General features: G+C 62.6%; 22 protein-coding genes. 6 read left to right on the top strand and 16 right to left on the bottom strand.

Annotated features, from left to right (window positions below):
* Nucleotides 1-109: 109 nt before the first annotated feature.
* Together BN2154_RS09980 and BN2154_RS09985 are read left to right on the top strand one after the other, a co-directional pair.
* Complete coding sequence (locus BN2154_RS09980; protein ID WP_050618644.1) at nt 110-1471, top strand: MATE family efflux transporter; 1362 nt, start codon at nt 110-112, stop codon at nt 1469-1471.
* A 116-nt stretch (nt 1472-1587) separates the two neighbouring features.
* Nucleotides 1588-2157, top strand: coding sequence for a TetR/AcrR family transcriptional regulator C-terminal domain-containing protein (locus BN2154_RS09985; protein ID WP_050618645.1), 570 nt, complete (start codon nt 1588-1590; stop codon nt 2155-2157).
* Between the two features lie 42 nt (nt 2158-2199).
* On the opposite strand, the gene BN2154_RS09990 is transcribed toward BN2154_RS09985, so the two are convergent.
* On the bottom strand, nt 2200-3228 hold the full coding sequence (locus tag BN2154_RS09990; protein ID WP_050618646.1) for a hypothetical protein: 1029 nt from the start codon (nt 3226-3228) through the stop codon (nt 2200-2202).
* A 252-nt stretch (nt 3229-3480) separates the two neighbouring features.
* Here BN2154_RS09990 and BN2154_RS09995 point away from each other — a divergent pair, with 252 nt between their 5' ends.
* The 3 genes from BN2154_RS09995 (at nt 3481) to BN2154_RS10005 (ending at nt 6604) form a co-directional block, all read left to right on the top strand.
* On the top strand, nt 3481-4887 hold the full coding sequence (locus BN2154_RS09995; RefSeq protein WP_050618647.1) for a radical SAM/SPASM domain-containing protein: 1407 nt from the start codon (nt 3481-3483) through the stop codon (nt 4885-4887).
* Between the two features lie 34 nt (nt 4888-4921).
* Entirely contained in the window at nt 4922-5791 is an 870-nt protein-coding gene (locus BN2154_RS10000; protein ID WP_050618648.1) for a DegV family protein, read from the top strand.
* Between the two features lie 111 nt (nt 5792-5902).
* Nucleotides 5903-6604, top strand: coding sequence for a cyclic nucleotide-binding domain-containing protein (locus BN2154_RS10005; RefSeq protein ID WP_050618649.1), 702 nt, complete (start codon nt 5903-5905; stop codon nt 6602-6604).
* A 112-nt stretch (nt 6605-6716) separates the two neighbouring features.
* On the opposite strand, the gene BN2154_RS10010 is transcribed toward BN2154_RS10005, so the two are convergent.
* From BN2154_RS10010 to BN2154_RS10055, 10 genes are all read right to left on the bottom strand, one after another.
* Nucleotides 6717-7655: an ABC transporter permease gene (locus tag BN2154_RS10010; RefSeq protein WP_050618650.1), complete on the bottom strand. Its 939-nt coding sequence runs from the start codon at nt 7653-7655 to the stop codon at nt 6717-6719.
* On the bottom strand, nt 7655-8827 hold the full coding sequence (locus BN2154_RS10015; protein ID WP_050618651.1) for an ABC transporter permease: 1173 nt from the start codon (nt 8825-8827) through the stop codon (nt 7655-7657). The genes BN2154_RS10010 and BN2154_RS10015 overlap by 1 nt, the downstream gene beginning before the upstream one ends.
* A gap of 3 nt (nt 8828-8830) precedes the next feature.
* The gene (locus BN2154_RS10020) at nt 8831-10339 is read right to left on the bottom strand and encodes an ABC transporter ATP-binding protein (RefSeq protein WP_050619609.1); all 1509 of its coding nucleotides are present in this window, start codon (nt 10337-10339) and stop codon (nt 8831-8833) included.
* 213 nt (nt 10340-10552) lie between these two features.
* Nucleotides 10553-11737, bottom strand: coding sequence for a BMP family lipoprotein (locus BN2154_RS10025; RefSeq protein ID WP_242853738.1), 1185 nt, complete (start codon nt 11735-11737; stop codon nt 10553-10555).
* A gap of 474 nt (nt 11738-12211) precedes the next feature.
* Nucleotides 12212-12877 carry a deoxyribose-phosphate aldolase gene (deoC, locus tag BN2154_RS10030; protein WP_050618652.1) on the bottom strand — a complete coding sequence of 222 codons (666 nt, stop codon included), beginning with the start codon at nt 12875-12877 and terminating at the stop codon, nt 12212-12214.
* 62 nt (nt 12878-12939) lie between these two features.
* A complete protein-coding gene (locus BN2154_RS10035) occupies nt 12940-14064 on the bottom strand; it encodes a DUF362 domain-containing protein (protein ID WP_050618653.1) in 1125 nt (374 codons plus the stop codon).
* 45 nt (nt 14065-14109) lie between these two features.
* Nucleotides 14110-15102 carry an MBL fold metallo-hydrolase gene (locus BN2154_RS10040; protein WP_050618654.1) on the bottom strand — a complete coding sequence of 331 codons (993 nt, stop codon included), beginning with the start codon at nt 15100-15102 and terminating at the stop codon, nt 14110-14112.
* Nucleotides 15103-15508: 406 nt separating this feature from the next.
* A complete protein-coding gene (gene rbr, locus BN2154_RS10045; RefSeq protein ID WP_050618655.1) occupies nt 15509-16042 on the bottom strand; it encodes a rubrerythrin in 534 nt (177 codons plus the stop codon).
* 45 nt (nt 16043-16087) lie between these two features.
* Nucleotides 16088-16459 carry a desulfoferrodoxin family protein gene (locus tag BN2154_RS10050; protein ID WP_050618656.1) on the bottom strand — a complete coding sequence of 124 codons (372 nt, stop codon included), beginning with the start codon at nt 16457-16459 and terminating at the stop codon, nt 16088-16090.
* Nucleotides 16460-16532: 73 nt separating this feature from the next.
* On the bottom strand, nt 16533-16919 hold the full coding sequence (locus tag BN2154_RS10055) for a Fur family transcriptional regulator (protein ID WP_050618657.1): 387 nt from the start codon (nt 16917-16919) through the stop codon (nt 16533-16535).
* A 184-nt stretch (nt 16920-17103) separates the two neighbouring features.
* Here BN2154_RS10055 and BN2154_RS10060 point away from each other — a divergent pair, with 184 nt between their 5' ends.
* On the top strand, nt 17104-17499 hold the full coding sequence (locus BN2154_RS10060; RefSeq protein WP_050618658.1) for a hypothetical protein: 396 nt from the start codon (nt 17104-17106) through the stop codon (nt 17497-17499).
* Between the two features lie 40 nt (nt 17500-17539).
* Here the strand turns inward: BN2154_RS10060 and BN2154_RS10065 are convergent, their stop codons facing one another.
* The 5 genes from BN2154_RS10065 to BN2154_RS10085 form a co-directional block, all read right to left on the bottom strand.
* Nucleotides 17540-18331 carry a WG repeat-containing protein gene (locus BN2154_RS10065; protein WP_050618659.1) on the bottom strand — a complete coding sequence of 264 codons (792 nt, stop codon included), beginning with the start codon at nt 18329-18331 and terminating at the stop codon, nt 17540-17542.
* 63 nt (nt 18332-18394) lie between these two features.
* The gene (locus tag BN2154_RS10070) at nt 18395-19999 is read right to left on the bottom strand and encodes a WG repeat-containing protein (protein ID WP_154666671.1); all 1605 of its coding nucleotides are present in this window, start codon (nt 19997-19999) and stop codon (nt 18395-18397) included.
* 129 nt (nt 20000-20128) lie between these two features.
* A complete protein-coding gene (locus BN2154_RS10075) occupies nt 20129-21250 on the bottom strand; it encodes an anti sigma factor C-terminal domain-containing protein (RefSeq protein WP_050618661.1) in 1122 nt (373 codons plus the stop codon).
* On the bottom strand, nt 21240-21737 hold the full coding sequence (locus tag BN2154_RS10080; RefSeq protein ID WP_050618662.1) for an RNA polymerase sigma factor: 498 nt from the start codon (nt 21735-21737) through the stop codon (nt 21240-21242). The genes BN2154_RS10075 and BN2154_RS10080 overlap by 11 nt, the downstream gene beginning before the upstream one ends.
* 87 nt (nt 21738-21824) lie before the next feature.
* The gene (locus BN2154_RS10085) at nt 21825-23813 is read right to left on the bottom strand and encodes a YgiQ family radical SAM protein (RefSeq protein ID WP_050618663.1); all 1989 of its coding nucleotides are present in this window, start codon (nt 23811-23813) and stop codon (nt 21825-21827) included.
* Nucleotides 23814-23833 lie beyond the last annotated feature (20 nt).

The raw sequence follows: 23833 nt of genomic DNA on the forward strand, positions 1-23833 counted from the left end.
TCGCCGAAAAGGTCACGCTTTTTGTGTAAGTTCCTGCTTGCAATTGCCGTGTCCTATAGTACAATAAATAGATATTGTAAAAAAATCTTGCGGAGGATCGAGGAACGGCATGGAAGAAATCAAGGAATCACAGCCTGTCAGCCCGCTTTTCACCGGCGGCGAGCTCAAGCGGCTCATCATCCCCCTGGTCATCGAGCAGCTTTTGCTGATGACCGTCGGCATGGCCGACACCGTCATGGTCACCACCGCCGGAGAGGCCGCCGTCTCCGGTATATCCCTGGTGGATAGCATCAACCTGCTGCTGATCCAGGTCTTTGCCGCCCTGGGCACCGGCGGCGCGGTGGTGGTGTCCCAATATCTGGGCCGCAGGGATCTGGACCGGGCCTGCTCCGCCGCTAAGCAGCTTTTGTACGTCATCACCGCCGTCTCGCTCACGCTGATGGCCCTGGCCCTGCTCTTCCGGCAGTCTATTCTGGCCTTCCTCTTCGGCAACATCGAGCCGGACGTGATGGAAAACGCCCTGGTCTATTTCCTGCTCACCGCCCTGGCCTATCCCTTCATGTCCATCTACAACGTGGGAGCCGCGCTGTTCCGCTCCATGGGCAACAGCAAGGTGTCCATGTTCAACTCCCTTCTGGTAAACATGGTCAATATTGCAGTCAATGCGATCCTCATTTACGGCTTCGACATGGGGGCTGCGGGGGCAGGCATCGGTACTCTGGCCTCCCGGGTGGTGGCCGCCGTCATCTTCATGGCCATGATCCGTAACCCGGCCCACCCCGTCCACATTGAAGGTGTGCTCCACTTCGAATTCCACTGGGATACCGTGAAACGCATTCTGGGCATCAGCATCCCCAATGGCCTGGAAAACGGCATGTTCCAGATCGGCAAGCTGCTGGTCCTCAGTCTGATCACCTCCTTCGGCACCGCCGCCACCGCCGCCAACGCCATCGCCAACTCTGTGGCCAGCGTGGTCAACGTGCCCGGCTCCGCCATCTCCCTATCTCTTATCACCGTGGTGGGCCAGTGCATGGGTGCCGACGACAGCCGTCAGGCGGTCGCCTACACCCGAAAGCTGATGCTGGCCGTCTATGTCTCCATGGGCACGCTGAGCGCTCTGCTGTTCTGCTTTGCCGGACCGTTGGTCGCCCTGTTCCACATCGGCGCGGCGGCCTCCGTCATGGCCGCGGAGGTCCTGCGCTGGTGCGCCGTGTTTTCCGCCACCGTCTGGCCCCTTTCCTTTACCCTCCCCAACGCCCTGCGGGCCGCCGGAGACGCCAAGTTCACCATGGTGGTCTCCATGCTCTCCATGTGGATCTTCCGCATCGGCTTCAGCTATCTGCTGGCCCAGTTCATGGACTGGGGGCTCCTGGGAGTCTGGGTGGCCATGTTTATCGACTGGATCGTCCGTGCCCTGGTGTTCCTGATCCGCTTTCTTCGGGGCCGCTGGAAGGCCAAACGGGTCATTTAGGACCAAAGGCTTGCGATTTTTCCCGCTTTATGTTATAATAAGTCTTGATATCGTTTTTTCGATGGGTCTGCCGGCGGCTCCCATCCCGTCCGCCCCCGGGAAAGGCGGTGGTTTCCATGTCTGATTCCAATATCACCAAACGGGCTCTGGCCCAGACCATGAAAGACCTGATGGCGGAACGCCCCTTCGCCAAGATCAGTGTGGGGGATATCTGTGAGCGCTGCGGCATGAACCGCAAGAGCTTCTATTACCACTTCCGCGACAAGCACGATCTGGTCAACTGGATCTTCCAGACGGAGTTTATCGAAACCATCCATCTGACCGATTACGCCAATGCCTGGGTCTTTCTGGGGGCCATTTGCGCCTATTTTTACCAGGAAAGGGACTTCTACCGCAGCGCCCTGCTCATCGAAGGGCAAAATTCCTTCCGGGACTACTTCATCGAGACCGTCTCCCCCTTCCTCAAGGCCTTCACCGAGGACATCTTCCAGGGGGTTGAGGACCCCGCCTTCTACATCACCTTTTTTGAGGACGCCTTTATGGCAGCCATCCTCCGCTGGCTCACCGGCAGCCAGCCCATGTCCGCCGAGGTTTTTTCCCAGCAGCTCCGGGACGTGCTGGTCAATGTCGCCCGCAAGACCCTCAGTGAGCTGGCCGAGAACGCCCCCGCCCCATCCGAATCGTAAAAAACGTGGAATGCGTGTGACACGCATTCCACGTTTTTGGGTTCAGATTTCCAGGCCCCAAATCGTGTGCAGGGCCCGCCCGTCCAAGCGCTCCTCCGTGTCCGCCTCGCAGCCGTCCCGATAACGGGTCAGGGTCCCGTCCGGGCGCAGGCCCAGAAAACAACGCTTGCCGGAGATAATCTCGTCCACGTAGAGATAGTCGGAGAAAAAGTCCATCAGAAATACGGAATAGTACTGCTCCGTCCGCGCCCGGCGGATATAGCCCTCCACCCGCCGGCTGACGGGCTCTGGGCAACTGCCTCCCGCAAAGCAGAAGGCCAGGGCCGGACAGCAGGCCATGGTCACCCGCTTCAGCCAGTTCCCGGTGGTAATCTCCCGCGCCTGCTCACCGTCTTCATAGGTGCGGTATACCCCGTAGAGGCACCGGGCCGCCTCCAGTCGGTGCGCCACCTGCTCCCAGCCCGGCTTCTCGGTATCCACCGAGGCGGACAAGTTGTGACAGCCCGCCACAGCCGCCGTGATCTCCGGCGTAAAAGCCTCCGGCGGCGCAAAAAGCAGAAACGCACAGGCGGACTCCCGCCGGACCAGCTCCAGCATGGGCCCCAGGCCGCAGGACGGGGCGTCCACCCGCAAGAAATAGGTAAAGATGCCGTCGGTCTTCCCCTGTTCGATCACTCCGCGGTACAGCGGCGGAACGCCTCCCTCTGCGGAGGCATCCAGGTGCAGCGTCAGGCCCCAGGGGATATGCCGCTGCCCTTCCGCCTCCAGCGCCCGGATGATCCGGGCCCCGTTGGTCCAGCTTCCCAGGCCCAGGTTGATGCCGAAGGTCTTGATGGCGTCGTGGTCCGCCTTCCGCACCACGTTGCGGACCAGCGTATAATAGGGGCTCTCCTCATCCTCCAGCATTTTCTGGGTCAGGTCCAGATACTGCCGCTGGAAGCGCCCCCTGGCCAACTGCCGCCCCAAATCCACCAGCTTGCGGACGCTGCGCTTGGGGTCCTCCTCGATCTCCCGGATACAACGGTCCACAACGGATTCCGTGATGGTCCTTGTGAGTATGTCCCGATCCACCTGCGACCACCCTCATGATCAATCTGTTTCCTGCATAGGATTCTCTAAGATAACATTTTTATCATACTGCAAAAGCCCCCCGTTCAAAAGGGACAAACTGCTCCTTTTGTCCCAAAAGGTAACATTTTGGGGGATTGTCGCAAAATGTCACATCCCACCGGATCTGTCCGGGGACAATCGGGTCCGGGGGGAGTAAAATAAATCAAACATGGGACATCAGAACCATTTCGATTGCAAAAAGGAGTGTCTGATATGAGCGACAGAAATCTCGTAGAGCATGTGGAGGCCTTCGCCATCAAACGGGTCCTGGACTATCTCAACGATACGGAGAACGTGGACGACGCCATTGAGAAGGCTATGGACTGGGTGGATCGGTTCGACAAGAAGGGTGAGGTCGCCGGTCAGCGCGCAGTCTTCCGCAAGATCGTGGACAGCAAGCAGGGAAACTGGTACGACCTCATCAAGAAGGTTTGGACCGAGATCGACCCCGGCGTCCGCGGCAAGTTTTTCGAGAACTTCGTTCTCAACGCCACCGCCATTGGCGGCCAGCGTCAGGACAAGACCAAGGAGAAGTACGGCTGCAACGTGCCTTGGGCCATCCTGATGGACCCCACCTCCGCCTGCAACCTCCACTGCACCGGCTGCTGGGCGGCGGAGTACGGCAACAAGCTGAACATGGACTACAACACCCTGGACTCTATCATCCGGCAGGGCACCGCCATGGGCACCTTCATGTACATCTATTCCGGCGGTGAACCGCTGGTCCGCAAGGATGACATCATCCGCCTCTGCGAGGCCCACCCGGACTGCATGTTCCTGGCCTTCACCAACGCCACGCTCATCGACGAGTCCTTTGCCGACGACATGCTGCGGGTAAAGAACTTTATCCCGGCCATCAGCGTGGAGGGCTTCGAGGAGGAAACCGACTTCCGCCGGGGCAAGGGCACCTATCAGGCCGTGACACGGGCCATGGAGATCCTCAAAAGCAGGCGTCTGGCCTTCGGCGCGTCCTGCTGCTACACCAGCAAGAACGTGGACGTCATCGGCAGCGAGGAGTATTTCGACGACCTCATCGCCAAGGGCGCGCTGTTCGCCTGGTTCTTCACCTACATGCCGGTGGGCGCCGGGGCCCCCACCGATCTGATGGCCACCGCCGAGCAGCGGGAGTTCATGTACCACCAGATTCGCAGGTTCCGGGACACCAAGCCGCTGTTCACCATGGACTTCTGGAACGACGGGGAATACGTCAAGGGCTGCATCGCCGGAGGCCGGTATTATCTGCACATCAACGCCAACGGCGACATCGAGCCCTGCGCCTTTATCCACTACTCCGACTCCAACATCCACGACACCACGCTGCTGGAAGCCTACCAGCGGCCTATGTTCATGCAGTACCACGACCACCAGCCCTTCAACGGCAACCATCTGCGGCCCTGCCCGCTTCTGGACAACAACGGCGCGCTGGCCGAAATGGTCCACGCCGCCGGGGCCCACTCCACCGACCTGGCCGCGCCCGAGGATGTGGATGGGCTGTGCGCCAAGTGCAAAAAGGCCGCCGCCAACTGGAAGCCGGTGGCCGACGAGCTGTGGGTGGAGTCCGGCCACGATGCCTCTGACTGCGCCAGGGTGAGCTGCGGCTGCGAGGCCCATCCAAACTGAGCCGGCACGGCAGGACGAAACGGGAGGACATCGTATGAGCGACTATCAAATCATCACCGACGCCACGGCGGATCTCAGTGCGGAGTGGGCCGACCGTATCGGCGTGGCCGTCATCCCCATGGATGTGGAGTTGGACGGGAGCCCCTACCTCTTCGGCCCGGGCGGGGACATCACCGGCTCGGAGTTCTTCACCGCCATGCGGCAGGGCAAGCTGGGCAGCACCTCCCAGATCAGCCCCGCCCGCTACGAGGCCGCGTTCGAGCGCTACCTCTCCCAGGGTCTGGATATCCTGTATATCTGCTTTTCTTCCGGCCTCAGCGGCACCATTCAGGCCGCCCGCATCTGCATGGACGAGCTGCGGGAGAGGTACCCGGAGCGGAAGCTGCTCTGCGTGGATTCCCTGTCCGCCTCCGCCGGGGAGGGCTTTCTGGTCACCGGCGCGGCGGAGCAGAAGCAGGCGGGGCTGGACATCGAAGCCCTGGCCGCGTGGGTGGAGGCCAACCGGCTGCATGTATGCCACTGGTTCACGGTGGAGGACCTGAAATTCCTCCACCGGGGCGGCCGGGTCTCCGCCGCCACGGCGGTGGTGGGCTCCGCCCTTCAGATTAAGCCGGTGATGCACTGCGACAAGGAAGGGCACCTTACCAACACCGGAAAGGTCCGGGGCCGGAAGCACTCTCTGCTGGCCCTGCTGGACCACGCCGACCAGAGCTGGACGCCCGGGCGGGGTCGGAAGGTCTTCATCTGCCACGGCGACTGCCTGGCCGACGCCCAGTTCATGGCCCAGGAGTTCCAGCGCCGCCGCCCTGAGGCCGAGATCACTCTCTTCCACATGGGCCCCATTATCGGCGCCCACTGCGGGCCGGGCGTCATCGCCATCTTCACCTGGGGCACCCAGCGGTAATCCCCTTTTCACAGGCAGCGCCTTCGGCGGGGCAACCCGCCGGAGGCGCTTTTCTTCTTGCCAAACTCCGCCCGATCTGATATCCTGTCAGCGATGAAGGGAGGGTTGGGTATGGAACAAGTCCAAGACCCCAGCCGCCTGGCGGAGCATTTCGCTCGGCACCACATGGCGGACCGTTTTCCGTGGCTGAACCGCTACCCCTGGTCACTGCTTCACTACCGCAAGGGGGAATACCTCTGCCGGTACGGCGGAGACGTGCCCCGCCTGCTCTTCCTTCTGGAGGGGCGGGTGGCCGTATCCATCACCCCGTCCCACGGGCGCACCCATCTCATCACCTGCTATGATCCCGTTGCCCTTATCTGCGGAGACGTGGAAGTGGCCCTTGGAAACACCCATGCCACCGCCGATCTTCGGGCCATTGACGGAGAGGTCTGGTGCGCTGCTCTCCCCATCGCCGTCTACCGGGAGCGGCTGATGGCCGATCCGGACTTTCTGCGCTACACCGTACAGCGACTGGCCCGGGAGATGGTGAAGGATTCCATCTACGCCACCAATAACCTGCTCTTCCCCCTAGAGGAGCGGCTGGGCGCCTATCTGGTGAACCACGCCCGGGAAGGGGTGTTTCAGGGCAACCTGACCCGCACCGCCGAGCTGCTGGGGGTGAGCTACCGGCAGCTTTCCCGGGTGATGAAGGTCTTTTCCGACCGCGCCTGGATCGAAAAGGACAGCGGCGGCTGGCGTATCCTCCAGCCGGCCCCCCTGGAACGGATGGCCGCCCGGATGGATGAACCGCCCGCCGCTTCGAACTTCTGAGGGCAAGGCCCCCTTCGGCTGTGCCGAAGGGGGCCTTTTTTCATACTAGGACAGATGTCCTACCAGCGGGCAACCGGTCTCTGGTAGGATAGGTGCAGAGCCCGCCGTTCCTTTAGCGCAGGCCCTTGTCGTAGGGGATACCCTCCGCCTTGGGCGCTCTGGACTTCTTGGAGGTGAAGGCCAGCACGATCAGCGAGACGATATAGGGCAGCATATTGTAGACTCCGCTGGGGAGATTCAACGCCTTCAGGAATTCAAACCCGGTGTACACGTTGCCCAGCGCCCGGAAGAAGCCGAACAGCAGAGCCGCCAGAGCGATGCGGGTGGGCTTCCACTGCCCGAAGATCATAACGGCCAGGGCCAGGAAGCCGAAGCCTGCCACGCCGTACTCAAACTTCCACTCGCTGACGCCGGCGGTGATGTAGACGATGCCGCCCAGGCCGCCCAGCATGCCGGAGATGAGTACGCCGGCATAGCGCATCTTATAGACGTTGATGCCCACCGAGTCCGCCGCCTGGGGATGCTCGCCGCAGGCCATAAGCCGCAAGCCGAAGCGGGTCTTATACAGCACCACGTAGGAGCAGACCAGAGCGATCAGTGCCAGCAGCATGAACCAGTTGAACTCAAAGCCGTTGATATTCACCAGAAATGCCTTTTTTGCATTGATATACTGAATGGTGGAGGACACGTTGTCCACGCTCTCGGCGGTGTTCATGGCCTTGACGAACACGGTGGCCGCGGCGGTGCCCAGCAGATTCATGGCGGTGCCCACCAGCGTCTGGTCGGCCTTGAAGTTGATGGCCGCCACGCCCAACAGCAGGGAGTAGAGCATGCCCAGCAGGATGGAGGCCAGCACCACCAGCACGATCATCACGATGGCGCTGGTCCCGTCTGGCAGGAACTTCATCATCAGCGCGCCACCCAGTGCGCCCATGACCATGATGCCCTCCAGGCCGATGTTGATCACGCCGGAGTGTTCTGAGAAGCAGCCGCCCAAAGCCACCAGGATCAGTACGGAGGCAAAGAGCAGCGTATATTGAATCAGCAGCATTACTTCCCGCCTCCTTCCCCATTGGCCGCGTCTGTCTGGGCGACCGCGGCCTCCTGCGCCGCCAGGCGCTCCCGCTCCCGCTCTTCCTTCCGGGCGACCCGGCTGCTCATAAACTGCTTAAAGAACAGCACGAAGGAGCACAGGTAGATGATCAGGGCGGAGATGAAATCCGAGATCTGGGCGGAGTACATGGTCTTGTCCACATACGCGCCGCCGTTGGTGATATGCTGGATGAAATAGGAGGAGAGAATGGTTCCGATGGGACTCAGTCCGCCCAGGAAGGCGGCGGCGATGCCGTTGAAGCCCATGGCCGGGACCGAGGACTGGGTGCACTGCCACTGCTCGAACCCCGTGAGGAACAGCATGGCCGCGCCCATGCCGGCCAGCCCGCCGGCGATGGCCATAGTGAGAATCAGGTTCTTCTTCTCCTTCATGCCGCAGTATTTTGCGGCGAACTTGTTGCAGCCGGTGGCCTTCAGCTCGTAGCCCAGCTTGGTCTTTTCCAGCAGGACCCAGATCAGGATCGCCACCAGGATCGCCAGCGGGATGGCAACGGTCACATACTTGTTGTCGTTAAACAGCTTCTCCAGGCCCATGGAGGGCAGGATTGCACCGGGGTTGGTGCTGGAGAGCGTCATGGTGTAGGGGCTGGCGGACTCCTTCACCAGGCTCAGGAGCATATTCACCAGATACAGGCTGATCCAATTGAGCATGATGCAGGAGATAACCTCGTTGACGTTGCAGTAGGCCTTCAGCAGGCCGGAGATCGCGCCCAGCGCGGCGCCGGCCACAATCGCGGCCAACAGGCACACGTACCAGGGCATGCCCCAGGCCAGGGCGCAGTAGAGGCTAGCCCCGGCGCCCACCACGTACTGCCCCGCGGCGCCAATGTTGAACAGGCCCACCTTATAGGCGAAGAGGACGGACAGGCTGCACATCAGCAGCGGTGCCGTCTTAACCAAGGTGCTGCCCAGATACTTCAACTGCGCGGACGGTTTGGAATAGGTCATGAAGTTCTTTACGATGGTCACAATGGCCTCGCCGGCGCCGGCGGGGTTGATGACCAGCAGCACCACATAGCCCACCAGCAGGCCGATGAGAACGCACAGCAGCGAGGCCAGCAGGGACTGGACGGCGCCGTTGCGCAGCAAGGGTGTTTTTTCCCGTTTCATACCTTACACTCCCTCCCGTTTCGCGCCGGCCATATACAGGCCCAGCTCTTCCACCGTGGTGGTCTCGGGGTCTAGCTGGCCCACGATCTCCCCCTCGTACATGACTAGGATGCGGTCGGACAAGGCCATAACCTCGTCCAGCTCCAGGCTCACCAGCAGTACGCCCTTGCCCTCGTCGCGCTGGGACACGATCTGCTTGTGGATGTACTCAATGGCGCCCACATCCAGGCCGCGGGTGGGCTGGACGGCCACCAGAAGCTGGGGGTCCTTGTCGATCTCACGGGCCACGATGGCCTTCTGCTGGTTGCCGCCGGACATGCTCCGGGCGGGCGTTACAGGCCCCTGGCCGGAGCGCACGTCGTATTGCTCAATCAGTCTGGTGGCATAGTCGCGGATGGCCTTGCGCCTGAGGAAGCCCGCGCCACTGACGAACTGGGGCTCAAAGTACCGCTGGAGCACCATATTGTCCTCCAGAGTATAGTCCAGCACCAGGCCGTGCTTGTGGCGGTCCTCAGGGATGTGGCTCATCCCCATCACAGACCGCTCCCGGATGGGGGACTTGGTGATGTCCCGGCCGCACAGCGAAACCTTGCCGCCGTGTACCGGCTCCAGGCCGGTCAGGCCGTAGACCAGCTCGCTCTGTCCGTTGCCGTCGATGCCGGCGATGCAGACGATCTCCCCCGCCCGGACCTGGAAGGTGACGTTTTTCACCGCGTTGTTCTTGTGCTGCTTGGAGGCCATGGTCAGGCCCTGCACGTCGAGAATGACCTCGCCGGGGTGGGCGGGCCCCTTTTCCACGGCGAAGCTCACATTGCGGCCCACCATCATGCGGGAGAGCTCCTCCTTGGTGGTCTCGGCCACATGGACCGTACCGATGCCCCTGCCCTTGCGCAGGACGGTGCAGCGGTCGGCCACCGCCATGATCTCGTTGAGCTTGTGGGTGATGAACAGAATGCTCTTCCCCTCGGCCTTCAGCCCCCGCATGATATCCATCAGCTCGTCGATCTCCTGGGGCGTGAGCACGGCGGTGGGCTCGTCGAAGATGAGGATCTCGTTCTCCCGGTAGAGCATCTTCAGGATCTCGGTCCGCTGCTGCATGCCCACCGTGATGTCCTCCACCAGGGCGTCCGGGTCCACCTTCAGCCCGTATTTGTCGGACAGGGCCAGCACCTTTTCCCGTGCCTCCGCCTTTTGCAGGAAGCCGTGCTTGCAAGGCTCCACGCCCATAATGATATTGTCCAGCACCGTGAAGCACTCCACCAGCTTGAAGTGCTGGTGGACCATGCCGATCCCCAGCGCGTTGGCGTCGTTGGGGTCGCGGATCTGGACCTCCTTGCCGTCCTTCTTGATGGTCCCCTCTTCCGGCCGGTAAAGGCCAAACAAAACGCTCATCAAGGTGGACTTTCCGGCGCCGTTTTCGCCCAGCAGAGCATGGATCTCGCCCTTTTTCAGTTGGAGCGTGATGTTGTCGTTGGCTACGATGCCCGGAAACCTTTTGGTGATGTTAAGCATCTCAATGGCATATTGGCTGTCCACGCTTAACGCCCTCCCCACTCCTGTGTTTTTTGTACAAAACGATCAATCTTATTGTACTATATACCGCGCTATATTTCAAAGGAAAAATGAGAATATTTCTCCCGCTTCGCCGCCGGACTTCCGCCCCGGCCCGGGAGGCAAAAAAAGAGGACGGGAAAGCTTCCCGTCCTCTTGGTTCGCAGGGGTAATTTACTTGATGTTGCCGTACTCGTTGACCGTGATGGTGACCGCGGGCATGGCGGTGATGTCGTTGGAGACGGTGACGGTGCCGTCAAACATGGCCTTTACCAGGGTCTTATAATCGTCCTGGGTGAAGCCGTCGCCCCACTGCGTGGTCTCCATGGGGATCTGGACGTAGTTGGCCGTGGGATCGTCGCCGGACACCAGGCCCAGAGTCTCGATCTTGCCGCCGTAGTTGGCGAAGTTGCCGGCCGCAACCTCTCCCAGCATGTGCTGCACGGTGGGAGCCAGACCCTTCATGGCGGAGGTGACGGTCATGCCGGCGCCGTAAGCACCGTCGATGATGCCGGCCTGGTCCACGTCCACGCCGATGACCTTGGCGCCGTCCACCTTGGCGGCCGCCTCAGCCGCGGAGGCGTAGATGCCGCCGCCGCAGGCGAACACGGCCTGCACGCCCAGGGTCTGATACCAGTTGTCCATGTAAGCGGTGATGTCGGCGTCACCGAAGAACTGGTTGCCGTAGACATACTCCACGGTCACGTCGGCGCCAGCCTCAACCGCAGCGGCGTCCGCGCCCTGCACGAAGCCGTAGCCGTAGCGGACCACGGCGGGAACGGCCATGCCGCCCAGGAAGCCCAGGTGGGTGTAGCCCAGCTTCACGGCGGCGTAGCCGGCCATGTAGCCGCACAGCTCTTCCTGATACACGGCGCAGTAGACGTTGCTGGGCAGGGTGTAGTCGCCCAGGTCGCCCTCGCCCACGTCCAGGGCGATGAAGGTCACGTCGGCGTACTCCTCAGCCACCTGGGTGATGGTCTCACCGAAGGCGTAGCCGGGCATCACGATGACGTTGTAGCCCTCGTCGGCGGCGGCCTCTACCATGGCCACACGCTCGGCGGTGGAGTCACCGGCGGGCTTGTAGTAGTTGAACGGTACGCCGTTGGCGTCGCAGTAAGCCTTGCAGGCTTCGTAGGTGGTCTGGTTAAAGGATTGGTCGGTGATGTCGCCGTAGTCGGTGATCATCGCCACACTGAAATCCGCGGCGGCGGGAGTGGTCTCGGCCGGGGCGCTCTCCGTGGGAGCGGGCTGAGAGGCGGACGGGGAGGGGCTGGCGGTGCTTCCGCCGCCACAGGCCGCCAAGGCAAACACCATGGACAGAGAGAGAAGCAGCGCGACAAGTTTCTTGGAATTCTTCAAGCTGATCTACCTTCCTTTCAAGATAATGGCCTGGCGCGGGGCACAATCCTTACCTTCCGTCCGTTGTGGCTCCGTTCTTCCAGGCACGGGCCCATTATAACGCAATTTTTACCTAAGCGCAACCGATATTTCATCTTTATCACCGAAAGTTTACAAGAATGTTTCCAAAGTGTTAACCGCCCGATGCAAAAAACCGGCTCCGCCTTAGAGCGGAGCCGGTCAGGCTGTCAAAAAACCCTCCTGGAGAAGAGCCTCGCAGAGTTCCGTCGTCCGCAGACGCCGGAAGGAAAGGAAGCTCCGTCATTTTCGGCGACATGCGCGTCGGAAATGACACCTCTCATGATGGACAGGGCGACTTTTCTGCAAGAATCGAGCCCTGTCCGTCATGCATCCCTCTGTCGAAAAAGGCCAAAGGCCTTTTTCGACAAGCTGAAAACCGGCTCCGCCTTAGAGCGGAGCCGGCTTCCACTGTTTTCAGTACCCTTCGCCCTGCTGGCCCTTTACCAGCTTGACGATACGGGAAGTCCCCAGACGGTCCGCGCCCAGGGCCAGAAAATCCTCCGCATCCTGCATGGAGGAAATGCCGCCGGCAGCCTTGATCTTTACGCTGGGGCCCACGTGTCTGGCGAACAGCGCCACGTCCTCCCGGGTGGCTCCCCCGGTGGAGAAGCCGGTGGAGGTCTTGATATAGTCCGCCCCGGAGGCGGTGACCAACTCACACAGCTTGATCTTCTCCGCCTCGGTCAGCAGACAGGTTTCCACAATAACCTTGAGGATGCGGCCCTGACAGGAAGCCTTGACCGCCTTAATCTCGTTGAGGATGTCGTCCCAGCGCTGGTCCTTGGCCCAGCCGATGTTGATGACCATGTCAATCTCGTCGGCACCGTTGCGGATGGCGTCCTCGGTTTCAAAAACTTTTACTGCTGTGGTGGAATAGCCGTTGGGGAAGCCGATGACCGTGCAGATCTTCAGGCTGTTGCCCACATACTCGGCGCAGGCCTTCACGTAGGCGGCGGGAATGCAGATGGAGGCGCAGTTGTATTTTTTCCCGTCGTCGCAGACCTCTTTGATCTGCGCCCAGGTGGACTCCTGCTTCAGCAGGGTGTGGTCGCAGTGGGCCAGAATTTCCTTGACATCCATAGTCGTCATCCTTTCCATAACCCATTTTCCTTGGGGGGCTCGTCACAGGAGCCGCAGATACCTTACAGACGGATCAGCTCGTAGTCCCGGCTGCCCAGGCCGATCTTCTCGGCATGCTCCAGACAGCTTTTCCATTCGGTGTCCGGCGTGGTGTTGCAGAAGTGGTCGTGCTGATCCACAAAACCCTCCTCGTGCATCCGCTGGTCCAGCAGGCTGCCAGGGATGGGGTCCAGCTTCAGGCAGGCGTCCACGCAGGCCTGGTCCAGCGCCACCGGGTCGAAGGAGGCAAACATACCCACGTCCGGCAGGATGGGGATGTCGCTCTCGCCGTGGCAATCACAGTAGGGGGAGATATCCTGAACCAAGCTGATGTGGAAGGCGGGCCGCCCGTCCACCACCGCTTTGGCGTACTCCGCCATCTTGCGGTTGAGCTCGCCGTTGGCGCTGTCGTCCGGGCTGAAGATGGCGTCGAAATTGCACACGCCGATGCAGCGGCCGCATCCCACGCACTTTTCGTAGTCGATGGCCGCCCGCTTGTCCTCGCCGTAGGAGATGGCGTTCTGGCCGCAGTGGTGGCTGCACACCCGGCAGCCCACGCAGCGGCGCCTGCTCACCCGGGGCTTGCCCGCCGCGTGCTGCTCCATCTTGCCCCGGCGGCTGCCGCAGCCCATGCCAATGTTCTTGATGGCTCCACCAAAGCCGGTGGCCTCGTGCCCCTTGAAGTGGGTCAGGCTGATGAACACGTCGGCGTCCATAACAGCCCTGCCGATCTTGGCGCTCTGGATGTATGCTCCGCCCCGGACCGGCACCTCCACGTCGTCGGTTCCCCGCAGGCCGTCGCCGATGACGATCTGGCAGCCGGTGGACAGGGGCGAAAAGCCGTTTTCATAGGCGGCGTCCAAATGCTCCAAGGCGTTCTTCCGCCGCCCGGCGTAGAGGGTGTTGCAGTCGGTGAGGAAGGGCACGCCGCCCAGCTCCTTCACCATGTCGGCCACCACCTTGGCGTAGTTGGGGCGCAGGAAGGTCAGGTTGCCCGGCTCCCCGAAGTGCATCTTGATGGCCACCAGCTTGCGCTGGAAGTCCATCTCCTCCATGCCCGCCTTCCGGATCAGCCGGTCCAGCTTTTTCAGCACGCTGGTCCCCACCGGTGCGCGAAAATCGTCAAAATATACCTTTGCCTTTTCCATGGGTGTCGCTCCTCACTTTCATGTTTCTGCCGCCCGGCGGAGCCGTCAGCAGGGGTAGTACCGCAGCAGGCCCTCTCCGTCCGGCTCTTCCCGGATCAAGTCCCTGCGCTTGAGATAGTCCATATGGGAGGCGCACTCCCCTACGGCAAACCATTTCTGGGCCAGAGGGAATTCCTCCCAGGAGTTGGCCCGAATCTTCCAGGTCATGTGCCCTGCCAGGAAGTAGGCGGTGTTGCCCGGGTACTTCTTTACCACCTCCAGCGCCTCGGCCAGACGGCGCTCATGGTGGGCCAGCAGATCGTCGATGCGGGCCCGGAACGCTCCTCTCCCCCGGTGGCCGGGCAGGGGGAGGGCCACATCGTAGGCCCGGATGGCCCGCAGGCTGTCCAGGTAGTTGCCCAAGGAGTCGTCCACGCCCTCCCAATTGGTGATATTGGGGGTGATGTCGAAGAGGACGTGGTCCCCCAGCAGCATGGCTCCTTCCTCCTCCAGCCAGTAGCACATCTGGCCCGGGGTGTGCCCGGGGACCTGGATGCACCGGAGTCGGTAGCCGCCGCACGTGATGACGTCGCCGTCAAACAGGCTTTTGTAGTTGTCGGTCACCGGCGGGGCCATGGTAACGGCCGGGTTGGACCTGCCCTCCGCGGACAGCTCCTCCTCGGTAAAGCCCTGGGCCCGGCGCAGAAGGGTCTTCTGGTTCACGCCGCCGCTCCGCTGGACCTGGGCATACTTCTCCAGCAGCCTCCGGTCTACATCCCCGACGTAGATGTGCCGCCCCTCCCCCGCGGCTACCTCGGCGGACAGTCCGGAGTGGTCGGAGTGCAGGTGGGTCAGCAGCACGTCGGTCTCCTCCGGATGGACGCCCAGCTCCCGCAGCCCGGCAAACAGCGCCCGGCGGCAAGGCTCCTGGCGAAAGCCGGTGTCCACCACCAGCGTCCGGTCGCTCCCCTTGATGACATAGCTGTTGAGTTCCTTCAGCGGGTTCCCCGGCAGGGGCACCGGGACCCGGTAAAGATTCTTCCGTATTTCTTCCGGCATAGGGCCCTCCTCGAACTGTTTGTATAATGAATTATAATAATGCGTACTGAACAAAGCGGAAAGCCTTAAATCCCAAGGCTTTCAAGGCCAATTTGCTTTGTTCAGGTGCAAGGTTTTTTGGCAAATGAGCCTGAAAACCTTGCACCTTCCGCTGGAGCAATACGGCGCTCCAGCGGAAATACGCATTGTAACAATGTCTAAATTTCATCAAAAGGGCTATAAATAGCCCTTTTGATGAAATTATGCGGCAGTGGCCGCACAAATAAACCGCTTGGCGGTTTATTTAGTAGACATTATAATAGCATAGGTTCTGGAAAAAGGAAAGCCCCGGATTGGCCCCACCTCTGCCGGGAGGAAAGGAAGAAAAGGGCCCGCGGCAATGCCGCGGGCCCTGGAGGATACAGGCTTAGTAGTTGTCGGCGTGGATCTCGAAGTAAGCCTGGGGATGGCCGCAGACGGGGCACACGGCGGGAGCCTCCAGACCGTACTCCAGATGGCCGCAGTTGCGGCAGTACCAGACCTTGATGTCGGCCCGCTTGAAGACCTCGCTGTTGGAGAGGTTCTCGGCCAGCTTCATGTAGCGCTCCTCGTGGCTCTTCTCGATCTTGCCCACGGCGGCGAAGGCGTCGGCCAGAGCGTGGAAGCCCTCCTCCCGGGCGGTCTCGGACATCTCCTTATACATCTCGGTCCACTCTTCGTGCTCGCCCTCGGCGGCGGCGATCAGGTTGGCTGCGGTGTCGCCGATGCCGCTGAGCGCCTTGAACCACAGCTTGGCGTGCTCCTTCTCATTGCCGGCGGTTTCCTCGAAGATGGCCGCGATCTGCTCATAGCCCTCCTTGCGGGCCTTGCTGGCAAAGTAGGTGTACTTATTGCGGGCCATGGACTCCCCGGCAAATGCCTTCCAGAGATTGGCCTCCGTCTTGCTCCCCTTCAGTTCCATGCGAAACAGCTCCTTTCTTTTTTTGTGGATGCTTGTGTGGTGTCGTTACTCGTTGCCCTTCCAGAAGCCGTGGAGATTGCACAGCTCATAGGCGGTGACGGGAGCCTCGGAGCTCACCTTGAGCACGGGCTCGTCGCCGGGCTTGGGCAGCTTGAAGGTGACGGTGTCGCCGGCGGCAGCGGCGATGATCTGGATGTAGTGCTCCTCCAGCATGGGGTGGATGACGGAGCCGACCTGGACGGAGACTTCCTTGCCGTCGCGGCTGACGGCGGGGACGTGCTTCTCCAGCGCGCCGTCGGTGGTGTTGGGCACCAGCTCATCCATCTTCTGACCGCAGCAGAACAGGGGCACGCCCTTGTCTACCAGCTTGAACGCCACGTTGCCGCAATGGGCGCACCGATACAATTTCAGTTCCATAAGTTCAGTCCTCCTAATTGTAATATTTTTCTATTCTTGGCTGTGCTTACTATAGCACATGCTTTCGGGAAAATCAATGCCTTTTCGTGCAGTGAACGCAAATCCCGCTGAACACCAGCTCGTGCCGCTCGACCTTGTGCCCGCTGGCGGCGGAGATCCGTTCGTCCAGCTCCCGGTCATAGGGCAGGCCCTCCAGATCGTACACATGGCCGCAGCCGCGGCATTGAAAATGAGGGTGGGGCCGGATGTTGGCGTCATAGCGCTCCACTGGGAAGGCCATTCGGGTAATGCTGCCCTCGTCCGCCAGCAGATTGAGGTTCCGATAGACCGTTCCCAAACTCAGGCTGGGGTTTTCCGGCTTCAGCCAGTTGTAGATCATTTCCGCGGTGGGGTGCTGGTCTGTCGCCATCAGGGTCTGATAAATGAGCTCCCGCTGGCGGGAGTATCGCTTGCCCTTCATAACTCACCTCCCAGTCCATTATTGATAATCATTCCTGTTACTGATTGAAGTATAACAGGAATCATTTTCAATTGCAAGTCTTTTTTCAATTCCTCTAAAAAATTTTTCCGTGTGTAACTGTGCCGCCGCCGCACATACTAACCATCGGACGGAATGTCTCATTGTATGAATAGGAGGATGCGCAATGAAACGCAATCTGCTTGGTCTGGCCCTGGCTCTCAGCCTGGTCTTTGCGCTGACCGGCTGTACCAGCGACAAGGCCCCCAACGTGACGCCCAGCCCTTCCACCAGCGTAGCCCCCAGCGTAACGCCCAGCACCACGCCCAGCACCACGCCCAGCGCTACACCCAGCGAGACCCCGGGGGACATCACCGAGACTTCGCCGGCGGTCACCCCCAACCCCACCCACTCCAATTATGAGGCCGGCACGGACGGTGCGGTGGAGAACACCGACAACGCCGCAGGCAAGACGGTGCGCAACGCTGTGAACGACGCGGGCAACGCAGTGCGCCGCGGCGTGAACGATGTGGGGCAGGCGGCCAGGAATATCGGCAACGATGTGTCCAACGCCCTGCGCTGAACCCGAAAAGAGAGACGGCATGCCGTCTCTCTTTTCGGGTTCAGATATCCCCGTCGCCCTTCCTGACATAGCGGAAGACCCAGGCGCCGTCGGGGCGCAGGTAGCCATAGCAGTCCTCGCCATAACGTCCCGTCTGGAGCAATCCGCCGTACAGAGCTCCGGAGGTTGCCAGCACCCGGCCGTCCTCGTCCAAAAGCAGGACTTCCCCGGGATTCTCATCGGTACTCTTCCAGAAATACGGTTGGCCGGTCAATTCGTCCGTGGAACTGTAGAGCCTCCCTATCGAGCCGAAGGGCTCCACCACCTCCCCCTCCGGGGAGATCAGCACACACTCGCCGGTATCCTCCAGGGCCACTATCCCATGGGGGCCCACCGCAGAGCAGTATTGGTACCGGAACTCCGTGACCCACCGGCCCTGATCGTCGGCCAGAGCGTACCGGTTTACCCATTCCCCATTCTCTTCCCTCACAGCGCCCAGGATCAGCAGGGGCAGGGTCCCCCGGCCGTCCGTGTCATAGTCCCACCAGCCGGCCTGATAGACCGAATGAAACACCGGGTCGGTAATGAGCTCGCCCTCCGCATTGCAGAGGCCCCACAGCTCCTGCCCGCCGGAAAATCCCCACTCGTCTGCGTTTCGGCGGTCCAGCCTGGCCCCCCGGTAGGGCAAAAGCTGCCCATAATCCCCGGCGGGGATCAGCCGGTCGGTAAAACTCTCATACCGGCGGGTGTAGAGGCTCTCCCGGTCCTCCGGCACGTAGGGGGTCAGCTTGGACCAGTCGGTGTAAACCACGCAGGGCTCCGTTTCCGCAGAGGTGGAGGGGGGCGGCGGCATCTCCGCCTCCGGTGCACAGCCCGCCAGCAGCAGGAGGCCAGAACAAGAGCCACGCCTCTTTTCTCATTCCACATCCCCCAAAAGCAGCCAGGGCCAGCAAAAAGCCCAGACGCCGTCCGCATTCCGATAGCCGCAGCCCCAGTCCTCCAGGACATAGGTGAGCCCCTCCTCCGACGGTTCCAGCTCATAGGTCTCATCGCGGTAATCTCCCGTGCCGTCCCGGAACCCGGCCCGGAGCTCCGTCCGGCCCGTCTCCGGCGGCACATAGAAAGACAGCGATTCGCACTCGCCGTAGCCGGCCAGGACCGTTCCGTCCAAAGATACCAGGGCGTACTGATACGCCCGCTCACTCAGCGCCTTCTGCAGGATGACATATTGCCCTGCCGCCTCCCGCACCACCCCCGCCAAAGGCAAGGGATAGGCCACACCATTTTGATAAAACAGAGTCTCGTTTCCCTGCATGCGGGACACGGCGCTGCCCCACCAGGTGGTCACCCGCTCCCCTACGGCGGGCTGTGCCAGCGGTGCGCCGTCCCCGCCGTAGGCTCCCAGCACCGTCACCATGCCGTTTCCGTCCTCGGCGGTGCAGTGGAGGTACCACAGCCCCTCCCGCCCGCCGACGTCATAACCATAGGAGTCGCCGCCGCAGGGGATGATCTGCTCCCCCTGGTTGGCCTCCAGCGCGAACCTGCCGTCCCGGCCCACCAGGGCGGGCAGGGAGCCGATGACCCGCACCAGAGCCATCCCCTGAGAGAAGTTTCCCGCCTGTTCAAACATAGGCTCGATGGCCCAGGCGCCGGCCTTGTCGATGTAGCCCCACAAACCGCTCCTGCCATCCTGCACGGCGGCCAGCCCCTCATAGAAGGGCTGGGCGGAGAGATAGGGGCCCAGAAGCCGCCGGCCGGTCTGGGCGTCGTAATAGTAATACTCCCCCTGGTAGGAGGTATTCACCACCATGCCGTCGGACCAGCCGCACATTTGAGGGGACCAGCCCCCCTCCGACTCGGCCGGGATGGTGAAGCGCACCGCCCCGCTCTCGTCCCACACCTCGGTCTCGCCGTTTTCCCGGGTGAGCAGCAGCGTATGATCGTCCGCGGCATAATAGTCGGTGTAGACCAGCTCTGTGACCCAGCTTCCATCCCGGGCTGCCGCGCCGTACCGCCACACCCAGGCCACAGGTCCGTCGTAGTCGACGTCCGGGTCGGGCTCCCGCTCCACCAGGACCCCCAGCAGCAGCAGGTCCGGCATGGGGTGGTAGAAGCTGGGGCCGTCCAGATAGCGGTCGCAGGGCGGGCCCACCAGGTCGTACACCGGGTCCACCACCACCTCCCCCCGCTCGGTCACCAGGCCGTATTTGTAGATGTCCGTGGGGACGCCCTCGTCCTCCTCCCCCATATACCGATGCCGGGCGGGGACCTTCTCCCCGGCGAAGGGGTACAGCTTTCCGTAATCGTCCGCCGGGATCAGCCGGTCCGTCCAGTTCTCATACCGCCGGGTGTAGAGTGGGACGTGCCCCTCCGCCTTGGGCTCCAGCTTGGACCAGTCGGTCTGGACCCGCACGCTGGGGGGAGACGGGGAGGCCGCGGGCGCAGGGGTCTCCTGGGGCGTCCCCGCGCATCCGGCCAGCAGGGCCAGCGCACACACAAACGGCATCCATTTCTTCATCATGGTTCACCTCGCTTGTCCCCATCCTATCACACCCCCCGCGAGAAAGCCAGTCGGACCGGGCAACAAGAGTGTGACAAATGGTTACGCGCAGGGCCCCCGGCGCAAGCCGGGGGCCCTGCGGCTCTGCTTTTACTTCATGTCCGGGTAGAGGCGGATGGAGTCCAGCGAAGCCCAGGACACGGCCTCCTCCCCGCACAGGGCGGCCAGGTCGGCGGGGCGGCCGCTGACAAAGACCCCCTGGGCCTGCACCCCATGCGTCTCCACGTAGTCCAGCGCCCGCTGGTATTGGTCGTGCTCCGCGCCGCCCAGCTCCCACACCGTCTGCTTCTGGTCCATCATGTACCGCAGCAGGTCCTTGAAATGGTTTTCATAGAACGCCCCCCGGTCCGCATCCTCCCGGTGCTGCTCCGGGAACAGCCAGGGGTAGCGCTCCCTCATGCCATCCCTTGTGTCGGGGATAAAACCGTCGGGCTCGAAGCCGGTGGGCGGCAGGAGAACGCCGTCCCCCTCCAGGGTGCGCACCTTGACCCAGCAAACCCGCAGGTCCGGGTGGGCGTCCATCAACCCGGCCAGCTCGGCCATGGACAGATCCCGGTCAAAGGACAGGCACAACACCCCCTGGGTGTAGTCGGGCAGCTCCCGCAGCTTTTTCGCCGCCTCCGCCGGGCTCTGCCCTGGAGCGTACTCCCCGCCGTCCCCCGCGGACTTCCATTGGTTCACCGGACAGTACCCCTCCCAAAAGGCGTCCTCGAAGGATAGGTCCCACAGATGGACTGCACCCTGCATGCGGGCAGGCCGTCTGCCGCCTCCGGTCCAGTCGCCCATCTGGAGGGTCACCTCCCACCGGCCCAGGCCGGTGTTCTCGGCATAGGCGCCGGAGCAGCTCCGGGTCGGGAAGAACAGAGAGGAATAGACCGCCATGGCCTGCTCCAGATTCTCCCGCTGGGGGTTGTAGAAGAAAAACTGATTGAGCAGCGGCCACAGCAGAAGCCGCCCGACGAGCAGCACCGCGCAGGTGACGGCCACCGCCAGTCTTACGGTCTCTCTCCGGCTGCGGCGGGCCCGCCGCTTCACCGCCCGGTACTCCCTCGCTTCGGCCTCTGTCGGGGGCTCCGGCAGGTCCAGCTCGTCATGCTGGGCCACATGGTCGGTGAGCAACCGGAATTTGGCCAGCTCTTCCTCCACCCGGGCCGCTTCCTCCGCCGTGGCCGCCCCCGTCCGGTATCTCTCGTAGAGCTCTTCAAACCTCATAGCCATCCTCCTCCATGATCTGTCTCAGCCGCTGCCGGGCCCGGCACAGGGCGGTCTTGGCCGCCCCGGGACTCAGGCCGGCCAGCTCCCCTACCCGGGCCAGGGGCAGTCCCCCGAAATAGTGGAGGGTCAGCAGCTCCCGGGGGCGCTCCGGCAGTCTGGCCAGAGCCCGGTAGAGGGCGGCGTACCGCTCCTCCTGCAAAATTCCCTCCAGCACATCGTCCGGAGCGGTCAGCGGCAGGTCCTCCGGCGGCGCCGGGTGCCGCCGCCTTCCCCGGCGGACCTCGTCCAGCCACCGGTGCCTGCACACCTTCAGCAGCCAGTAGCGAAAGCCGGGGCTGCCCTCCTCCAGGGTGAGTAGGGCGGTCTCGAAGGCGGCGGAGACGATGTCCTCCGCCTGGGCCGGGTCCCCGCACAGAGACAGCGTATAGAGGAGGGCAGGGCGGTAGTGGGCCCGGTACAGCTCCTCCAGCGTGTCGCGGCGCATCGTCCTCCCTCCTTCTGTTTAGAAAACGTTTCCGGCGGCAAAAGGTTACACAAAAGGCGCGGAGAAATGCTCCGCGCCTTTTCATGTTCAGCCTCCGCCCTTCCGGGGCCGGGCGTTCTTCTTGGGCTTGGGCTTGGCCCAGCCCGCCTTCCGGACGGGAGCCGCCGGGCGGGCGCAGGCAGCCTGCCGGGCCGCCGTTTTTTTCTGTCCCGCCGGACGGGAGCCCTTCTTGGGGCCCTGAGAAGCCCCGCCCCCCGCCGGACGGCGGCCGTCTGCTGGACGGTCAGGCCGGAGCAGGCACTCCCTGCCATAGCCGATCAGGTCCTCCCGGTGGGTGCGGCGGAGGGCCTCCAGCACCAGCCGCCGCTTTTCCGGCCGCTTCCACTGCATCAGGGCCCGCTGCATGGCCTTCTCGTGGGGATCGGTGGGGACGTAGACCGGCTGCATGGTCCTGGGGTCCAGGCCGGTGTAGTACATACAGGTGGACAGGGTGCCGGGGGTGGGGTAGAAGTCCTGAACCTGCTCGGGCTGACGGCCGGAGCGGTTGAGCCACTCGGCCAGCCGCACCGCGTCGTCCAGAGTGCAGCCCGGGTGAGAGGAGATGAGGTAGGGCACCAGGTACTGCTCCTTGCCGTACTTCCGGTTGAGTCGCTCGTACTTCTGCCGGAACTTCTCATAGACCTCCACATGGGGCTTTCCCATGTAATCCAGCACCCCGTTGACACAGTGCTCCGGGGCCACCTTGAGCTGGCCGGACACGTGATATTTCACCAGCTCGGCGAAGAACTCCCCGTCCCGGTCCTGCATCAGGTAGTCGAACCGGATGCCGGAGCGGATGAACACCTTTTTGACGCCGGGGATGGCCCGGATCTCCCGCAGCAGCTTGAGGTAGTCGGTCTCGTCGGCGTCCAGGTTGGGGCAGGCCTGGGGGGACAGGCAGGCCCGGTTCCGGCACATGCCCGCCTTGAGCTGCTTCTGACAGGAGGGATGCCGGAAATTGGCGGTGGGCCCGCCCACGTCGTGGATGTAGCCCTTAAAGCCGGGGTGCTTCACCAGGCGCTCCGCCTCCCGCAGCACGCTCTCGTGGCTCCGGGCGGAGATGGTCCGCCCCTGGTGGAAGGCCAGGGAGCAGAAGTTGCAGGCCCCAAAGCAGCCCCGGTTATGGATGATGGAGAAGCGGACCTCCTCGATGGCGGGCACGCCCCCCATGGCGTCGTACATGGGATGGGGCTCTCCCACATAGGGCAGCTCGAACACGGCGTCCAGCTCGGCGGTGGTCAGGGGCATGGCGGGGGGATTGGCAATGAGCAGCCGGTCCCCGTGCTTTTGCAGGATGGCCTTCCCCCGCACCGCGTCGTGCTCCTCGTACTCCACCTGATTGGCCTGGGCGTAGGCCCGCTTGTCGGCGCAGACCGCCTCGAAGGAGGGGACCTCCACCATGGGGTAGGCGCACTGGCCGGGGTGCCGCCCGGCGAAGCAGGTGCCCCGCACGTCGGTGATCTGGTCCACCGGCGTGCCTGAGGCCAGCCGGGCGGCGATGGCGCGGCTGGCGGTCTCCCCCATGCCGTAGACCAGCAGGTCGGCCTGGCTGTCGAATAGGATGGACCGGCGGACCTTGTCCTCCCAGTAGTCGTAGTGGGCGAAGCGGCGGAGGCTGGCCTCCAGCCCGCCGATGATGAGAGGGATGTTCCCAAAGACCCGCCGGACCATGTTGGCGTAGACGATGGTGGCCCGGTCGGGGCGGAGGCCGGGCTGATTCCCGGGGGAATAGGCGTCGTCCCGGCGGCGCTTTTTGGCCACGGTGTAGTGGGCCACCATGGAGTCGATGTTGCCGCCGGAGACCATCACCCCCAGCCGGGGACGACCCAGGGCGGTAAAGGCGGCGGGGTCCTTCCAATCCGGCTGGGCCAGCACCGCCACCCGGTAGCCCTCGGCCTCCAGCACCCGGGAGATGATGGCCGGACCGAAGGAGGGGTGGTCCACATAGGCGTCGCCGGTGATGATGAGGAAATCGCAGTCCTCCCAGCCGCGGGCCCTCATATCTGCTTTGGAGACAGGGAGGAATTGGGTGTTCATGGTTTTTTTACCTCATTTGT

It is taken from the genome of Intestinimonas massiliensis (ex Afouda et al. 2020) (assembly GCF_001244995.1).
GTDB classification, from domain to species: Bacteria; Bacillota; Clostridia; order Oscillospirales; family Oscillospiraceae; genus Intestinimonas; species Intestinimonas massiliensis.

Bases quoted from the DNA above. Each gene is read 5' to 3' on its own strand.
- BN2154_RS09980 (WP_050618644.1), top strand. From the start codon at position 110: ATGGAAGAAATCAAGGAATCACAGCCTGTCAGCCCGCTTTTCACCGGC.
- BN2154_RS09985 (WP_050618645.1), top strand. From the start codon at position 1,588: ATGTCTGATTCCAATATCACCAAACGGGCTCTGGCCCAGACCATGAAA.
- BN2154_RS09995 (WP_050618647.1), top strand. From the start codon at position 3,481: ATGAGCGACAGAAATCTCGTAGAGCATGTGGAGGCCTTCGCCATCAAA.
- BN2154_RS10000 (WP_050618648.1), top strand. From the start codon at position 4,922: ATGAGCGACTATCAAATCATCACCGACGCCACGGCGGATCTCAGTGCG.
- BN2154_RS10005 (WP_050618649.1), top strand. From the start codon at position 5,903: ATGGAACAAGTCCAAGACCCCAGCCGCCTGGCGGAGCATTTCGCTCGG.
- BN2154_RS10010 (WP_050618650.1), bottom strand. From the start codon at position 7,655: ATGCTGCTGATTCAATATACGCTGCTCTTTGCCTCCGTACTGATCCTG.
- BN2154_RS10015 (WP_050618651.1), bottom strand. From the start codon at position 8,827: ATGAAACGGGAAAAAACACCCTTGCTGCGCAACGGCGCCGTCCAGTCC.
- BN2154_RS10020 (WP_050619609.1), bottom strand. From the start codon at position 10,339: ATGCTTAACATCACCAAAAGGTTTCCGGGCATCGTAGCCAACGACAAC.
- deoC (WP_050618652.1), bottom strand. From the start codon at position 12,877: ATGGATGTCAAGGAAATTCTGGCCCACTGCGACCACACCCTGCTGAAG.
- BN2154_RS10035 (WP_050618653.1), bottom strand. From the start codon at position 14,064: ATGGAAAAGGCAAAGGTATATTTTGACGATTTTCGCGCACCGGTGGGG.
- BN2154_RS10040 (WP_050618654.1), bottom strand. From the start codon at position 15,102: ATGCCGGAAGAAATACGGAAGAATCTTTACCGGGTCCCGGTGCCCCTG.
- rbr (WP_050618655.1), bottom strand. From the start codon at position 16,042: ATGGAACTGAAGGGGAGCAAGACGGAGGCCAATCTCTGGAAGGCATTT.
- BN2154_RS10050 (WP_050618656.1), bottom strand. From the start codon at position 16,459: ATGGAACTGAAATTGTATCGGTGCGCCCATTGCGGCAACGTGGCGTTC.
- BN2154_RS10055 (WP_050618657.1), bottom strand. From the start codon at position 16,919: ATGAAGGGCAAGCGATACTCCCGCCAGCGGGAGCTCATTTATCAGACC.
- BN2154_RS10060 (WP_050618658.1), top strand. From the start codon at position 17,104: ATGAAACGCAATCTGCTTGGTCTGGCCCTGGCTCTCAGCCTGGTCTTT.
- BN2154_RS10065 (WP_050618659.1), bottom strand. From the start codon at position 18,331: ATGCCGCCGCCCCCCTCCACCTCTGCGGAAACGGAGCCCTGCGTGGTT.
- BN2154_RS10070 (WP_154666671.1), bottom strand. From the start codon at position 19,999: ATGATGAAGAAATGGATGCCGTTTGTGTGTGCGCTGGCCCTGCTGGCC.
- BN2154_RS10075 (WP_050618661.1), bottom strand. From the start codon at position 21,250: ATGAGGTTTGAAGAGCTCTACGAGAGATACCGGACGGGGGCGGCCACG.
- BN2154_RS10080 (WP_050618662.1), bottom strand. From the start codon at position 21,737: ATGCGCCGCGACACGCTGGAGGAGCTGTACCGGGCCCACTACCGCCCT.
- BN2154_RS10085 (WP_050618663.1), bottom strand. From the start codon at position 23,813: ATGAACACCCAATTCCTCCCTGTCTCCAAAGCAGATATGAGGGCCCGC.